Raw genomic sequence first — 14,109 nt, 5'->3', positions numbered from 1 at the left:
AAACTTTAATCTATCAACAGTTCAATATTATTGTCGACTGATTTTACAATCGCTTCACGAGATACTAGATATCTTCTGCGTCTCTCAAATGCTGAATGTACTGAGCCTTTTGGATCTGTGCTCTTCTTTCAACAGAAGGTTTTGTAAAATGTTGACGATCTCTTAGCTGACGCATAGTTCCGGTTTTATCGAACTTACGCTTAAAACGCTTAAGAGCTCTATCTATATTTTCTCCGTCTTTAACTGGTATAATTAACATAGTGTCATCACCTCCTTTCTTTTGGAATCGGCTGCAAAGATAACTCATTTTAATTATCTGCCAATATTTATTTGAGATATTTCATTGTAAGCTTTTATACCCGCCCTATATTATAATTTTCTGTAAATTAAGCTTCTAAAAATATGAACTATGAAAAATTTTACTTCCATTTTCCTATTCCTGCTATTTAGCTACTCTTCTGTTTTAGCCTTTCAGGATTTTGATAATGTCGAAATTGAAATCATCCCTGTAAACAAGGATGTTTATATGTTAACAGGAGCTGGCGGAAACATTGGTATCCTGACCGGAGAGGACGGCGTGTTTATGATAGATGATCAGTTTGCGCCTCTATCTCAAAAGATAATGGACAAAATAAAGTCCCTGAGTGACCAGCCTGTGAAATTCCTGGTAAATACTCACCATCATGGCGATCATGTGGGAGGAAATGTAAATTTCCAGGAAGAAGGTGCTCTTATTTTCGCTCATGAGAATGTCAGGAAAAGAATGAAGAATAATGAAGAATTAGGAATGGATGGATTACCAGTGGTTACCTTTGATCAGAATATGAGTCTCCATATTAACGGCAATGATATTGTAGTCGCACATGTTCATAATGCTCATACAGATGGGGATGCTTTAATATATTTCCCCCAGAGCAATGTTTTACATACCGGCGACACTTTTTTTAACGGAAGATTTCCTTATATAGATCTAGAAAGTGGTGGCTCAGTAAAGGGAGATATAGAAGCTGCCAGAACCGGATTGTCCCTGATAAATGAAAACACCAGGATCATTCCGGGCCATGGTAAGATCGCTACTTATGCAGAATATGAAGCATACATGAAAATGCTGGAGGAAATCAGAGATAATATTTTAAAGGCGATTAATGAAGGGAAAAGTGAGGAAGAGATCGTCAACGATGAAAGCCTTACCGGGAAATTCCATACAGATGAAGAAATGAAGGATTCTTTCATTTCGGGACCTAAGATCAGAAAGACGTTTTATGATGACCTAAAAAAAGAAGCCCGGGAATAGAGTCCCGGGCCTGATATAATTTTTATATTCTTTATTATCTAATACCATTTTGGCGAATAGGAATCTATATTTCGCCAAAATTCTATTTTGCAGCTGGCTTATATTCTTTATTATCTAGTACCATTTTGGCGATAATCTCTTTAAGGATTTCTGATGTTCCCCCGCCAATAGGCCCCAACCTGCTATCACGGAATAAACGTGCCATAGGATAGTCTTCCATATAGCCATAACCTCCAAGCATCTGGAGACATTTATAAATAACCTCATCTGCTATCTTGGTTGAAAGTAATTTAGACATACTGGCTTCTTTCACCACATACTCGCCATCATTAAGTCTTTGGGCCACCGAATAATTAAATTCTTTCATCATCTCAATCTCACTCGCCATTTCGGCAACCGAATGTCTTAAAGCCTGGAATTTATCAAGAGTTCTCCCAAAAGCCTCCCGTTCTTTCATATATCCCATTGCATATTCAAGAGCAAACTCAGATCGCGCATGCGCATTTATCCCCATAATAAGTCTTTCCATCGCAAAATGCTGCATTATATAATTAAAGCCTTTCCCTTCCTCACCCAGCAGATTTTCGGCAGAAACCTCCACATTGTCGAACGCAATTTCTGCTGTATCTGAAGCTCTCCATCCTAATTTGTTGAGTTTAGTAGCTGAAATACCTTTCTCCTTCTTATCAATAAGAAAAATACTCATCCCCTTATTACCTTTTTCGGGATCGGTCTTGGCAGCGACCACATAGAAATCGGCATAGACACCATTTGTGATGAATGTCTTGGAGCCATTCACTATATACTTATCCCCTTTTTTGATCGCTGTGGTCTTCATCCCTGCAACATCAGAACCACCAAATGGTTCAGATATACAAAGACATCCTATTTTCTCTCCTTCAATAGCCGGGGTAAGATAAGCTTCCTTCAACTCGTGGCTAGCTTCATACTTAAGATGAGTCATGGCTAAATAAGCATGCGCCCACATAGCTGCAGCAAATCCTCCGGAATTGATCATTTGTAATTCTTCAAGAAATATCACCGTATAGAACAGGTCCAGGTCCAAACCACCATATTCTTCAGGCTGTTCCAGACCAAAATAACCCATCTCGCCAAATTTCTTCCAAATAAAGCGCTCTATGGTTCCGGTCTCTTCCCACTTCTCTATATGAGGTACCACCTCCTTCTGCAAGAATTCTTTAAAACTTTTCCTAAACAGTTCGTGCTCCTCTGTAAAATATCTACTCATTTTCAAGCTGTTTTGACTGATATCTAAAGACAATCAATCTCTCAATAAATTATTCTCAATTTTGGAATGAAATTTCCCAGAATTTCATTGCAAGGCCAAATATAATTTAATTCTGTCGATTTTATCGGAAGGAAAACCTTCGATTTTTATCAATTCCTCAAAAGATGTGATACCCTCATTGAGCCTGCGGTAAGTGATCACTTTTTGAGCAAGATCGTAATTGAAATAGGGTAAGTCTGACATTTCATCTACCCCAATCGTATTGATATTCTTTAACTTTATATCCGGGGCAGTCTGTATCTCAAATCGCTGAAGGATATTCCCAACCACCTCAGGGGAAAGACCGTATACGTCATTAAGTTGAATATGGGATCTAAATCCTCCTATGCTCTGCCTATATTTGACGATTCTCTTAGAGAGCACATCCCCTATTCCGTTAACTGTCTTCAGATCTTCGGCCGTAGCTGAATTAAGGTCGGCCAAAGCTACCGTTTCACTGGTAGATTTTGAAAAATTTGTGGGAGCAGCGGGCCTTCCCCTCACCCATTCAGGAAACCTGAAGGAAGGGCCTACAACTTTCATTAAACTATCTGAGACTCCTGTAACCTTCTGAAACTCTTCAGTAGAATTGATCCACTTTCCTTTTTCCCTGTAGGCCAAAATCCTGTCTATTTCTTCCACGCTCATTCCAAGTTCATAGCCTTTGAAATCTGTTATAAAATTAGGATTGAAAGGATATAGTGTATCCTTTTTCCCAGGGCTTATACTGTTTAAAGAATCAAGCTGTTTTGCGTATGCCTCGATCTGCGCTTCAGGAACAGGCTCGGATGTATCTTCAGGATAAAAATCAAAAAAGAGGATCACCTGAAAAATGATTATCAGACCTACTAATACAAAAACCCCATTTTGCTGACTTCGTGAAAGTGCAAAATGGGATTTTAGAAATTTCATTTTTCAGAAAGGTCTAGGAAACCTCGGCCTTTTGGGCTTTAGATTTAGCGGGCTTCTGAAATAACTCACCTTTCTTAAGCCGGTGAGAATATTCCTTGAGGTCGTCGCTTACTTCACCAATCATAATGTACAATCCAATAATATTAGGGAAAGACATTGCAAGAATCATCATATCTGAAAAGTCCAGAACCGCTCCTAAACTAACAGAAGCTCCTACCACTACGAATACAAGGAAAAGAGATTTATAAATCATCTCGTTTTCTTACTTTTTCCAAAGAGATAGGTCCATGCTCTCATTCCGTAATATGACCATGAGATCATCGTTGAGAATGCAAAAAGGAAAACTGCCGTTGCCAGGACGTATGGGAACCATGAGATCACACTACCAAAAGCAGTAGATGTAAGCTCAACTCCTCCAACCCCTTCAACTTCATGCATACCTGTAAAGATAAGTACCAGAGCTGTAAGGGTACAAACTACTACCGTATCGATAAAAGGCTCAAGTAAAGCAACGAAACCTTCAGAAGGGGGATGATTGGTTTTCGCTGCAGAGTGAGCGATCGCGGCAGAACCAACACCGGCCTCGTTCGAGAACGCGGCACGCTGGAAGCCTACTATTAACACTCCTATTATTCCACCTTTAAGCGCACTTGGACTAAATGCTCCGTCCCAGATAGCCGCAAAGGCAGGCCCTAAATTTTCAATATTCACGCCAATCACCACAAAAGCTCCAAGAACATAGATCGCGGCCATAATTGGCACGATCTTACCGGTTACCTTCGCAATACTACTAATACCTCCGATAATCACAATTCCAACGAAGATCGCAACTACAACCCCAAACCAGAATCCGTTTCCAACAAGCATTGGAAACTCTCCGGCAAGAATTGAGAAAGACTGGTTAGCCTGAAACATATTACCTCCACCAAAAGAAGCTCCGATAGCCAGAATAGCGAAGAAAGCCGCCAGGAATTTCCCGAGGCCTCTTTTATTTCTTTTCTCGAGACCATATCTTAAGTAGTTCATTGGCCCACCAAACACACGGCCCTCAGAATTGATAAATCTATATTTTACACCAAGCGTACATTCCACAAATTTAGAAGACATACCAAGCAATCCTGCTACGATCATCCACATGGTAGCTCCGGCTCCTCCAAGAGATATAGCTACGGCCACACCGGCAATGTTTCCAAGACCTACAGTTCCCGAAACCGCAGTTGCCAACGCCTGGAAGTGAGTTACCTGCCCTGGGGCGTTTGGATCATCAAATTTACCTTTAGCAAGCTGTAACGAATGCCTGAATCCCCTGATATTTATAAAGCCTAGTCGAAGAGTAAAGAACAAGGCTCCTAAAACAAGCCATACTACGATAAAAGGGATATTCTTTTGCTGAGGGTCCCCGTTAGGATGTAGTAAGGCCACCGGCTCATCGTACTGGATACTCGCAAAATACTGAGCCCCCTGTTCAATTATATGAGCCTTATTTTCAGAATTATAAATAACATCTCCTTCATCTAGGAAATGCTTCAAAGTCCCTGTTGCGTTTGCATATGCATTGATATCTTCATTATTCTTTGATACCACTGCAACAAGATCTCCTTCTTCAACATGCTCTCCTTCGGCCACCTTCCATTCTTTAAGAACGAATTTGGCATCCTCCTGAGCATTCCATTGGGGAGCTTCTATTCTTTTAACATCGGCATAAACAACCGGATCGTAAATACCGATCGCAGAAAAAGGATCCCAGAAAAGAACACTTCCCATTCCGGCCACTATTGGAGCAAATGTTCCATTAAAATGCTCGGTAATAGCCTCTGCCTCTACCGTAAATTCTTTTTGTACAGAATTTCCTTCACTATCTGTAACAACCACAGTATATGGCACGCCTTCAGTAAGGCCTTCAGACCTGTTAGAAGTGAGACTTGTGGCTTGATTAGACCATTTATACTGATATGGAGGGGTACCTCCTGTAACATTGAGCTCTATAAACCCGTTATTGATTACATTAGAAGGGTTACCAACTTTAGCTTTTACATTCAATTCTTGTGCAGAAAGCCCAAAAAATGACAATAAAAAGAACATTGAAAGCAAATACTTTCTCATATAGAATTTCGGTTATTAATTTAACGTTAAAATTACAGCGGGTGAATATGCTAAAAAATTAGGCTATTTCAAACTTTTGGGAGTTAAATTGTGAATTAATTGTTAATGAAAATACCGATAAACAACCAAATCCACAATAAATTTAATCAGACGGCATAGAACTTCTTCAAACTCTCAATTTGTTCCGGCCTGCCTATCATGATCAGTTTTGAATCCTTTTCAAGTTTAAGACCGGGTTCGGGATTCACCACATAATTTCCCGACGGGGATTTATATCCAATTATAGAACAGCCAGTGCGTTTTCTTATGTCAGTCTCGGCAATGGTCTTTTCCCTTCCATCCGCACACACCTTGGCAAAGGGGATCTGTTCTACATTTATGCTATCCTGCTGACCGGAAACCGAGAGATTATCCAGGAATTCCACCAGGTCCGGGACAACCACCAAAGAGGCCATATGACTACCCCCAATCCTGTCTGGCATGATCACGTTATCTGCTCCAGCCAGTTTCAATTTCTTATAACTGTTCTCCTCAGTCGCTCGACTAATGATTTTAAGGTCCTTGTTGAGTTGCCGGGCAGAAAGCACTATAAAAAGGTTATCGGCATCCCTGGGAAGAGCGCAAATCAAAGTTGAAGCCCTATCCACTCCTGCACTGGCAAGCACCTCATCTTCGGTGGCATTGCCTATTAGGTAGTGCAGTCCGTTATCTTCAATCCCCTGAAACACTTCTTCATTATCATCTATCACCACAAACTCCTTTCGGTAATCAACCAGTTTCTGAGCAGCCTGCTTTCCATTCTGGCCATATCCACAAACGATAATGTGATCTTTAAAAGAATCTATTCTCTTTTTCATTCTGTTACGCTTTAGATTACCAATATTGTTTTTATTCAAGATATGTTCGGTAATGGTTGATAGGCCAAAACCAAAAATAAAAAGTCCGGCAAGTATAAAAAGTGAGGTGAAGATCTTCCCATACGTACCCATAGGCTGTACTTCTCCATAACCAACAGTACTAATCGTAATGATCGTCATATAAAGAGCATTCACCCAGGAATAATCATACAGAAATCTAAAACCTACAACTCCGATGAAAAACACCAGAATGATGAGCAGAATAGCAAGTTTAATTCTTGAATCGATCAACTTTCTCATAGGTCGAATACCGAAGTTCGCTTGGTATAGATAAGGTCTTTTAATTTAAGCCAGAAGGCGAGGGTAAGATAAACGATAAAGCCAGCTCCCATGGTAAAGAATGAAGCGTAAATAAAGAACAATCTTACATTCTTTGCCCTCATACCAAGTTTATCGGCCATTCGGGAAGAAACATAAAAGCCATGTCTTTCCAAATAGTATCTTATGTTGGAAACAAGAGTCGTCATACTACAAATTTAAACGTATTTGGGAGATTTTCTTAATAAGGAAGCACCCAATTCGCAATAGAGACACTTATTTATATCGCAATATTGCTTTTTCAGCTCCAAAAGCGCCTGTGAATGCAATGCATTTTGAGCCGTTCCCGGTCTCAATTCATTAAACAGACCAATTACAGAATTCCGTTCAACCGGGAGACCTGAGACAATTTTCTGAAGTGTTTCCTCATCACTCTGTCCTCTAAATTTAGAATAAGAATACTTAACTGGCAGGACACAATTAATAATGAGTAGATTTATAAAAGAATCGCTTAATTTCTTTTTTCTCGCCGAATGCATCTTTCCAAAATTATAATGCCGATTCCAGTATTCCGAGATTTCAATATCAAATAGATCATAAAGATCTTTCAAATTAGAAGCTTCAATCATACATTGAAACAGATTCTTATTCTTTGAGTATAAAGAAGCTAACTGCGCAAGCCTTATATTCGGAAAATTATCAGGTCTTAGTCTGAAAAATTGTGGTCTCAGCACCGCTTCATTCCGCAAGGAGAACTTATGTTTCAGAAAATCATATTCCCTTTTAAGCTCTTCAGCATATTTATCTTCTCCTTCCAGGAGCTTTGCCTGTCCAAGAAACAGAGCTTCCAGGAGCGATCTATCACCTCCAAGTTTCTTTACTAACCTAAAATCGAAACTACTGGCCATCGCCATAAAAGCCTCACCATTATGATTTAATCCAAAAGCTTTACATAGCATTCTAAACAACGTGGCTTCCCAGTCATTGCCCATAGAACCAAGAATTTTGTCTACCTGAAGACACCTGCTTTCCAGCCTTTCAAAATATAATCTTTCCAGCCAGTGTTCGACCATAAAGTCATCAAACCCTGAAAAAGACTTCTCACAATTAATTTTGAAATGTTTTTTCTCCAGTAATTCTTCATAAGATGCGAGAATATCCTGGCTTATTTTATCATTTAATACTAGAGTGGAAATTACAGATTCGTCTTTTCTAAAAATATCAGCGTCATGCTCCCACACCACGTGCAGGATCACATTATCATAATTTCTATCGGTTTCATGTTTGTGAAGATACCAGTGTGAGGATTTTGAATGTATCTCTACATTCCCTGCCCAGAGCTGATCTCCTATCTGAATTCTGGCATTAAAGAAATCGGGGCCTGAAAGATCATTATAGGTGCCGGGATGTAGCACCAGCAGGGGTTCTCCCTGGGAGGTATTCAATGCTTCAGAATTAAACTTCTGAAACTTCCATACATGGTATAAAAATTCTTCCCGCATCCATCAAATGTATCAAATTAACTATTTGATAATACGACAGATACAAAATTTATCATGGTAATTTTTCCGCTACCTGATTAACAAAATAATCTACCCAATACCGATACATAAGACCGCTTGGATGAAGATCATCACTGGCAATAAGATCGGGATTATTTCCTGCGTCCCTTGATATAGGAGTAATATTATAGAAGTCCACCTCAAAGTCTTCAGCCACTCTCCTAAATATCGAATTGAACCTGTCAATTTCCTCACTGATCTCTTCCTGGTCTGAAGCTCCAAAAGGTGTGTACCCATAATCAGGAATACTCACTGCAAAAACTCCTTTTTCACGGGTTTTACAATGGTTAATAGCCTTTCTGAAAACTTGCCGCAATTCTTCCTCATATTCGGTTTCCAGTTTATCCTGATACTGGTTATTCACCCCTATTAAGATGGAAACCAGATCAAAGTCTCTCTGTACATCAAGCTCATTTTCCATACCCCTCAAAAGATCACCCGTGGTCCATCCTGTCTTTGCCACGATTTTTGGAGCTGCCATTTTATACCCTCTTCCCCTCAGTTGCTCAGCTAGCTGTACCGGCCATCGCTGAGTTTCCACCACGCTCTCACCAATAGTATAGGAATCGCCCAGAGCAAGGTAAGTATACTTGGGATCTTCCGGTTCTTCATTATTCCTGACATCCATTGTAGAGCTGCAGGATAGAACTAAAACACTAAGCAGACTTAAGTAAAATTTCTTCATGATCATTTTTTATGATCTGAAAATAGCTCATTTCAGGCGATTCTGAAATAATCATCCCGTCTTTAGTATTTTCTTAGTATAAAAAAACCCGCCATATGGCAGGTCTTTTTTTGTTATCAGGATGATCCACCTATTCAATAAATCCCATTTTCTTCATCCATTCATCGTTATACATCTTTCCTACATAACGACTTCCGTGATCGTGAAAAAGAACCACTACCACATCGTCTTTTTTGAAATTGTCCTTTAACTGAAGTAAGCCTTTCGCAGCAGCACCGGCACTGTTCCCAAGGAAAAACCCCTCTTCTCTGGCCAGTTTTCTGGTATATACGGCCGCATCCTTATCAGTCACCTTGGTAAAACCATCAATCACACTAAAGTCCACATTCTTGGGAAGGATATCCTCTCCTATCCCCTCGGTCACATACGGATATATTTCGTTCTCATCGAATATTCCTGTTTCATGATACTTTTTAAATACCGACCCATAGGTATCTATTCCCCAGACTTTGATATCCGGATTCTGTTCTTTCAGGTACTTTCCCACTCCCGAAATAGTTCCTCCGGTCCCTACACCAACCACAAAATGAGTTACTTTTCCATCGGTTTGTTTCCATATCTCCGGACCAGTGGATTCGTAATGGGCTCTTGCATTCGCAAGATTATCATACTGATTCACATACCAGGAATTTGGAGTTTCTTCGGCCAGTCTTCTTGAAGTTGAATAGTAAGAACGTGGGTCATCGGGAGCGACATCTGTAGGGCACACGATCACTTCGCTACCAACGGCCCTAAGAATATCCATTTTTTCCTTGCTCTGCTTATCACTCATTACACATACCATCTTGTAACCTTTTACGATAGCCACCAGCGCAAGACCCATCCCCGTGTTTCCCGAAGTACCTTCAATAATGGTCCCTCCAGGTTTTAAAAGACCTTTCTTCTCAGCATCTTCTACCATTTTTACGGCCATCCGATCTTTTACCGAGTTTCCAGGATTAAAGGTTTCATATTTAGCAAGTACCAGTGCATCAATATCCTTCACGATCTTATTCATCTTTACTAAAGGAGTATTACCAATGGTACCTAATATATTTTCAGCGTATTCCATTTTTATTTTTTAAGGACTGCAAATGTAAAAAAATCCTGAAGCCTAAACCCAAGTATTATATCCGCTTAATGTATTGGTCGAAAATTTATTCGAATTTTATGGCTTTAACGGGAGATATTTTGGAAATGATCACCGAAGGTATAAGCAGCATTAGCATGCATAAGATTAATGTACCAATATTCACGAAAAGAATATAATCCCAGTTTAGGTATATAGGAACTTCGGTAACATAATAAGTACGCGGATCCAAAGGAATTAGTTTAAAGTATTTCTGAAGTGCCAGCATTCCAATGCCAATCAGATTCCCCCAGAACAGTCCAAGGATAATAAGATAGGCTGCATTGTAAAGAAAGATCTTCCTGATGCTCCAGTCACCAGCTCCAAGGGCCTTAAAGATCCCGATCATCTGAGTTCGCTCCAGAATAAGCACTAGTAGAGCGGTTATCATATTTATACCAGCCACCAGGATCATGATACCTATGATCAGGGCAATATTAAAATCGAAAAGTGAAAGCCATTCAAAAATGGAGTAATATTTCTGACTTATGGTCTGGGTATCCAGGAACGAGCCAGTATTTTCATAGACTTCATTTCCCTTTTGGTCCAGTTCATCGAAATCCTCAACAAAAACTTCAAAGTTCCCTACTTCATTTTCCTCCCAATCATTGATCCGCTGTATATGCCGAATATCAGCAATAAGATAAAGTTCGTCGAATTCCTGAAATCCCGAATCATAGATCCCGCTTACCTCAAAGCCCCTAACTAAAGGTCGCTCGCTGTTTTCCCGCAGAAAATAAGTAGGCACCCTGTCCCCTACTTTTAGCTGAAGCCGATTGGCAAGATATTCAGAAATAAGAATCTGGTCATTAAGCTTGGAGGTGAAATCAGGAAGTTGACCAGCCGTAATAAAATCTTTAAAATAGTCCCATTTATAATCTTCTCCAACCCCTTTTACAATTACTCCTTCAAAATCAGTTTCGGTACGTATAACCCCAAAAATGGTAGCTACAGCCTGCACATGCTCGATACCCTCAACGCTTTTGAATTCGGGATAAAAATCCTGTTCAGTAGAAACAGGTATAAGAGAAACCTTGGAACTATTATTATCGTAGCTGGAAATATTGATATGACCATTAAAAGCGGCAATCTTATCTCTTATCTTTTCCTGCAGTCCCAGGCCGGTAGCAAAAGATACAAGCATCATGATCACCCCTATCGCAATAGCCGTAATTGCTATTTTTATTATAGGAGCAGATATGCTACTTTTATACTTTTTTGTGCTTATTAGCCGTTTAACAACAAAATACTCGAAATTCAAGATATCATGATTAAGGGATTGCCCAAAATTACATTTTTATTCCTTCTTAGCGGAATCCTTTCCTGCGGAAACTCAAGGAAAGAGAATAACACTGAATCTCAAACACTTAGTTCAGAAAAAGAACAGACCGAAAATACTGAAATTACTATAGGAGCGAATAAGACCCAGGCCTATCTCCCTCTTATTAAAGATAAGAGGATAGGGCTTATTGGCAATCAGACTTCAATCATAAAAACTGAAAAAGGTGATTATATACATCTGGTTGATTCACTTTTAAAGCATGATATTCAGATCACAAAAGTATTCGCTCCCGAACACGGATTTCGTGGAACCGCTGATGCCGGAGAGGTTGTGAAAGACGGAACGGATACCAAAACAGGGCTGCCGGTCGTGTCGCTCTATGGTGAAAATAAGAAACCTTCAGCCGAGGTTCTGGAAGATGTAGATATCCTTATTTTCGATATCCAGGATGTGGGCGCGAGATTCTATACTTATATTTCCACCTTACATTATATTATGGAGGCCTGTGCTGAAAACAACATTCCTTTACTGGTTCTGGACAGACCTAATCCTAACGGTTCTTATATAGACGGACCTATTCTCGAAAAAGAACATAAAAGTTTTGTGGGCATGCATCCCATCCCTGTTGTTCACGGAATGACAATTGGTGAATATGCCCAAATGATAAATGGAGAGAACTGGCTCGGCAACGGATCAAAATGTAAGCTTCAGGTTATAAAAATGGAGAATTACGATCATTCCATGGCTTATTCGCTTCCCGTAAAACCCTCGCCCAATTTACCGAATGATAAATCCATTAACCTTTATCCCAGTTTATGTTTCTTTGAAGGTACCAATGTAAATGCGGGTCGTGGCACCAGCAAACAGTTCCAGGTATTCGGCTCCCCATTTCTGGATAACGAATATTACTCCTATTCCTATACTCCCCAACCGATGGATGGAGCACAAAACCCGAAACATAAAGGAACCGAGTGCTACGGAAAAGACCTTTCAAAAAGTCCTGAACTTAATTCTATAAATCTGGAATGGTTAATTGAAGCATATAATCACACTTCGTCAAAAGATGAGTTCTTTAATCAGTTTTTTACCAAACTTGCGGGGACTGAAAAACTTCAGCAACAGATCGAGGAAGGTTTAAGCGCCGAAGAGATCAAGAAAACCTGGCAAACAGGATTAGAGGAGTACCGCGAAATGAGAAAGAAATACCTGCTCTATAAATAAGCTGTGAATGGATACTTTTTTGATGAGTTTCATCTCCATCCTTATCATTCTGACTGTGGTCATAGTGATCTGGGCGGTTATCGATATTTTCCAGAAGAAATTAAGCCTAACAGAAAAGTTATTATGGCTCATCTTGATCATTCTGGCGCCTATCATTGGCTCCTTGATCTATTTTCTTTTGGGAAGAAGAATTAGATAATCAACCTATCCTTTTTTTCATCTCCTCTACAATATTGTAAGCAGCAGGACAGATCGCCGTATTCTTAATGGTGATATTTGATATCTTGTGAAAATCCTTGCGATCGGTATGGGGATATTCTCGGCAGGCCTTCGGTCTTTTTTCATAAACTGAACAATAATTATCCTCACCCAGAAACGGACAGGGCACCTGCTGAAGTACATAGTCATTCTCCTCATCAAGCCTCAGGTAAGTATCAATAAATTCCCCTGGCTTCATTCTAAAATGTTTGCTAAGCCTTTCAATATCTTTTTGAGTAAATAACGGCCCGGTGGTTTTACAACAATTGGCACATTCAAGACAATCCGTGCGCTTAAACTCCTCTTCATGCAGTTCCAGCATTAGGGAATCAAGATTTTTAGGCGTTCTTTTCTTCAGCTTAGAAAAGAACTTCCTATTCTCCTTCTTCTTATCTTTGGCTTTTTCCGGTAAACTTTTAAGAAATTCATCCATTGGGCAAAAATAAGGATATATTCGGCAAAGCCATCAAAGCATTTTACGAGGATAATGACAGGACAGATATCAATGTTCATTCTCCAGATTTTGAGGATGACATTATCCCTATAGACTATCTCTTCAGAAATTTTGAAGAAATGCCGCCTCTGGAAAAAAAGGCTCTAGAACTATGTAAAGGAAAAGTGCTGGATGTAGGTTGCGGTGCAGGTAGCCATAGCCTTTACCTTGAGAATAACAGAAATCTGGATTGCATGGCAATAGACACCTCTGCCGGGGCCATAGAAATTGCACGGAAGCGGGGGCTCAAGAATGCTGTTTGTCAGGATTTCTTCAAGCTGAAACATGAGAAATTTGACACCATTCTTATGCTGATGAACGGGAGCGGGATCATAGGCAAACTACAAAACCTGAAAGATTTCTTTGAGCATTCAAGAACATTATTAAAAGCTGAAGGCCAGATATTATTAGACTCTTCAGACCTTATCTACTTATATGATGACGAAATACCTGAACAGGAACAATATTATGGAGAACTGCAATTTCAGCTGAGCTATAAAGATTACCAATCAGATTTCTTTGACTGGCTATATATAGACCCGAATTTGTTAAGAAAAAAGGCCGAAGAAAATAATTTTAGCTGTAAGATCGCCGATAAGGGAAGCCATTTTGACTACCTGGCTGTATTAAAACCACTCTAACTCACTATTTTTCATATTTTTGCCACA

General features: G+C 39.7%; 14 protein-coding genes and 1 pseudogene. 4 read left to right on the top strand and 11 right to left on the bottom strand.

The window, feature by feature from the left end:
- Positions 1 to 64: 64 nt before the first annotated feature.
- Positions 65 to 259 (bottom strand): 30S ribosomal protein S21, encoded by a 195-nt coding sequence (gene rpsU, locus EZJ28_RS06355; protein ID WP_131396718.1) that lies wholly within the window; start codon positions 257 to 259, stop codon positions 65 to 67.
- Positions 260 to 409: 150 nt separating this feature from the next.
- Here rpsU and EZJ28_RS06350 point away from each other — a divergent pair, with 150 nt between their 5' ends.
- On the top strand, positions 410 to 1,294 hold the full coding sequence (locus tag EZJ28_RS06350) for an MBL fold metallo-hydrolase (RefSeq protein ID WP_131396071.1): 885 nt from the start codon (positions 410 to 412) through the stop codon (positions 1,292 to 1,294).
- A gap of 82 nt (positions 1,295 to 1,376) precedes the next feature.
- Here EZJ28_RS06350 and EZJ28_RS06345 read toward each other — a convergent pair whose 3' ends face one another.
- The 9 genes and pseudogenes from EZJ28_RS06345 to EZJ28_RS06305 all read right to left on the bottom strand — a co-directional run bounded on the left by EZJ28_RS06345 (position 1,377) and on the right by EZJ28_RS06305 (position 11,448).
- On the bottom strand, positions 1,377 to 2,543 hold the full coding sequence (locus tag EZJ28_RS06345; RefSeq protein ID WP_131396069.1) for an acyl-CoA dehydrogenase family protein: 1,167 nt from the start codon (positions 2,541 to 2,543) through the stop codon (positions 1,377 to 1,379).
- Positions 2,544 to 2,627: 84 nt separating this feature from the next.
- A complete protein-coding gene (locus EZJ28_RS06340; protein ID WP_131396067.1) occupies positions 2,628 to 3,494 on the bottom strand; it encodes a helix-hairpin-helix domain-containing protein in 867 nt (288 codons plus the stop codon).
- A 13-nt stretch (positions 3,495 to 3,507) separates the two neighbouring features.
- Positions 3,508 to 5,597: pseudogene (locus EZJ28_RS06335) on the bottom strand (amino acid carrier protein).
- 146 nt (positions 5,598 to 5,743) lie between these two features.
- On the bottom strand, positions 5,744 to 6,754 hold the full coding sequence (locus EZJ28_RS06330) for a TrkA family potassium uptake protein (RefSeq protein WP_131396065.1): 1,011 nt from the start codon (positions 6,752 to 6,754) through the stop codon (positions 5,744 to 5,746).
- Positions 6,751 to 6,981 (bottom strand): PspC domain-containing protein, encoded by a 231-nt coding sequence (locus EZJ28_RS06325; protein ID WP_131396064.1) that lies wholly within the window; start codon positions 6,979 to 6,981, stop codon positions 6,751 to 6,753. Before EZJ28_RS06325 ends, EZJ28_RS06330 begins: the two co-directional genes overlap by 4 nt.
- 9 nt (positions 6,982 to 6,990) lie before the next feature.
- A complete protein-coding gene (locus EZJ28_RS06320; RefSeq protein WP_131396062.1) occupies positions 6,991 to 8,274 on the bottom strand; it encodes a DUF2851 family protein in 1,284 nt (427 codons plus the stop codon).
- A 52-nt stretch (positions 8,275 to 8,326) separates the two neighbouring features.
- Entirely contained in the window at positions 8,327 to 9,019 is a 693-nt protein-coding gene (locus EZJ28_RS06315) for an SGNH/GDSL hydrolase family protein (RefSeq protein WP_131396060.1), read from the bottom strand.
- A gap of 130 nt (positions 9,020 to 9,149) precedes the next feature.
- The gene (locus EZJ28_RS06310; protein ID WP_131396058.1) at positions 9,150 to 10,130 is read right to left on the bottom strand and encodes a PLP-dependent cysteine synthase family protein; all 981 of its coding nucleotides are present in this window, start codon (positions 10,128 to 10,130) and stop codon (positions 9,150 to 9,152) included.
- 85 nt (positions 10,131 to 10,215) lie between these two features.
- On the bottom strand, positions 10,216 to 11,448 hold the full coding sequence (locus EZJ28_RS06305; RefSeq protein WP_131396056.1) for an ABC transporter permease: 1,233 nt from the start codon (positions 11,446 to 11,448) through the stop codon (positions 10,216 to 10,218).
- Positions 11,449 to 11,454: 6 nt separating this feature from the next.
- Here EZJ28_RS06305 and EZJ28_RS06300 point away from each other — a divergent pair, with 6 nt between their 5' ends.
- Together EZJ28_RS06300 and EZJ28_RS06295 are read left to right on the top strand one after the other, a co-directional pair.
- On the top strand, positions 11,455 to 12,690 hold the full coding sequence (locus EZJ28_RS06300) for an exo-beta-N-acetylmuramidase NamZ domain-containing protein (protein ID WP_165499038.1): 1,236 nt from the start codon (positions 11,455 to 11,457) through the stop codon (positions 12,688 to 12,690).
- 7 nt (positions 12,691 to 12,697) lie between these two features.
- Positions 12,698 to 12,889, top strand: a complete 192-nt coding sequence (locus tag EZJ28_RS06295) for a PLDc N-terminal domain-containing protein (protein ID WP_131396054.1) — start codon at positions 12,698 to 12,700, stop codon at positions 12,887 to 12,889.
- Here the strand turns inward: EZJ28_RS06295 and EZJ28_RS06290 are convergent, their stop codons facing one another.
- Complete coding sequence (locus tag EZJ28_RS06290; protein WP_131396052.1) at positions 12,890 to 13,381, bottom strand: YkgJ family cysteine cluster protein; 492 nt, start codon at positions 13,379 to 13,381, stop codon at positions 12,890 to 12,892. It lies immediately after the preceding gene.
- On the opposite strand from EZJ28_RS06290, the gene EZJ28_RS06285 reads away from it, so the two are divergent.
- Positions 13,381 to 14,082 carry a bifunctional 2-polyprenyl-6-hydroxyphenol methylase/3-demethylubiquinol 3-O-methyltransferase UbiG gene (locus EZJ28_RS06285; RefSeq protein WP_131396050.1) on the top strand — a complete coding sequence of 234 codons (702 nt, stop codon included), beginning with the start codon at positions 13,381 to 13,383 and terminating at the stop codon, positions 14,080 to 14,082. The genes EZJ28_RS06290 and EZJ28_RS06285 overlap by 1 nt on opposite strands.
- Positions 14,083 to 14,109: the final 27 nt, after the last annotated feature.

Source organism: Gramella sp. KN1008 (assembly GCF_004332155.1).
GTDB lineage: Bacteria > Bacteroidota > Bacteroidia > Flavobacteriales > Flavobacteriaceae > Christiangramia.
This window is presented reverse-complemented; position numbering and strand designations above follow the sequence as displayed.

Excerpts from the sequence above, each read along its gene's own strand:
- EZJ28_RS06345 (WP_131396069.1), bottom strand. The coding sequence starts at position 2,543 with ATGAGTAGATATTTTACAGAGGAGCACGAACTGTTTAGGAAAAGTTTT.
- EZJ28_RS06325 (WP_131396064.1), bottom strand. The coding sequence starts at position 6,981 with ATGACGACTCTTGTTTCCAACATAAGATACTATTTGGAAAGACATGGC.
- EZJ28_RS06320 (WP_131396062.1), bottom strand. The coding sequence starts at position 8,274 with ATGCGGGAAGAATTTTTATACCATGTATGGAAGTTTCAGAAGTTTAAT.
- EZJ28_RS06315 (WP_131396060.1), bottom strand. The coding sequence starts at position 9,019 with ATGAAGAAATTTTACTTAAGTCTGCTTAGTGTTTTAGTTCTATCCTGC.
- EZJ28_RS06350 (WP_131396071.1), top strand. The coding sequence starts at position 410 with ATGAAAAATTTTACTTCCATTTTCCTATTCCTGCTATTTAGCTACTCT.
- EZJ28_RS06300 (WP_165499038.1), top strand. The coding sequence starts at position 11,455 with ATGATTAAGGGATTGCCCAAAATTACATTTTTATTCCTTCTTAGCGGA.
- EZJ28_RS06330 (WP_131396065.1), bottom strand. The coding sequence starts at position 6,754 with ATGAGAAAGTTGATCGATTCAAGAATTAAACTTGCTATTCTGCTCATC.
- EZJ28_RS06340 (WP_131396067.1), bottom strand. The coding sequence starts at position 3,494 with ATGAAATTTCTAAAATCCCATTTTGCACTTTCACGAAGTCAGCAAAAT.
- EZJ28_RS06295 (WP_131396054.1), top strand. The coding sequence starts at position 12,698 with ATGGATACTTTTTTGATGAGTTTCATCTCCATCCTTATCATTCTGACT.
- rpsU (WP_131396718.1), bottom strand. The coding sequence starts at position 259 with ATGTTAATTATACCAGTTAAAGACGGAGAAAATATAGATAGAGCTCTT.
- EZJ28_RS06290 (WP_131396052.1), bottom strand. The coding sequence starts at position 13,381 with ATGGATGAATTTCTTAAAAGTTTACCGGAAAAAGCCAAAGATAAGAAG.
- EZJ28_RS06310 (WP_131396058.1), bottom strand. The coding sequence starts at position 10,130 with ATGGAATACGCTGAAAATATATTAGGTACCATTGGTAATACTCCTTTA.